This is a genomic window from Microbispora sp. CL1-1 (assembly GCF_012034195.1).
In the GTDB taxonomy this organism is placed as follows: domain Bacteria; phylum Actinomycetota; class Actinomycetes; order Streptosporangiales; family Streptosporangiaceae; genus Microbispora.
Genome location: NZ_JAATEK010000169.1, coordinates 1 through 645, shown reverse-complemented (window position 1 = coordinate 645; position 645 = coordinate 1). Strand labels below are relative to the sequence as shown.

Annotated in this window: 1 protein-coding gene; it reads right to left on the bottom strand. The window is 71.9% G+C overall.

The window, feature by feature from the left end; all coding sequences use genetic code 11:
• On the bottom strand, positions 1 to 645 hold a 645-nt coding region (locus HCK04_RS40460; protein WP_185949125.1), incomplete at both ends, for a polyketide synthase dehydratase domain-containing protein.

The window sequence follows — 645 nt, the reverse complement described above, 5'->3', positions numbered from 1 at the left end:
GCGGGGTGCACGCCGAAGTCCGCCACGCCGGCCCGTTCGCTTTCGGGTAGGGAGACCTCGGCGAACAGTTCGTCGCCGCGCCGCCAGGCGGCGCGCAGTCCCCGGAACACCGGACCGTAGTGCAGCCCCGCCTCGGTCAGGCGGTCGTACGCGGTGCCGAGGCCAATCCGCTCCGCGTCCGCCGGAGGCCATGCGGTGAGGTCGAAGCCGGGCCCGGCATCGTCCTTGGCCAGTAGAGCGGTGGCGTTGCGGGTCCAGTCTCCGGTGTCGCCGTCGGGCCGGGAGTAGATCTCCGCGGTGGACCGGTCGGAGCCGGTGACGATGATCTGCACCTGCACGCCGCCGTTCTCGGGCAGGACGAGTGGGGCGTGGAGGAGGAGTTCGTCGATGGTGGTGTGGCCGGTGTGGTCGGCGGCGTGGAGGGCGAGGTCGAGGTAGGCGGTGCCGGGGAGGATGGGGGTGGTGAAGACGGTGTGGTGGGCGAGCCAGGGGTGGGTGGTGAGGGAGAGGGTGCCGGTGTAGACGGTGGTGTGGTCGTGGGCGAGGGTGACGGCGGCGCCGAGGAGGGGGTGGGCGGTGGTGGTGAGGCCCAGGTGTGCGGGGTCGGTGTGTGTGGTGGGTGGGGTGAGCCAGAGGTGTTCGTGT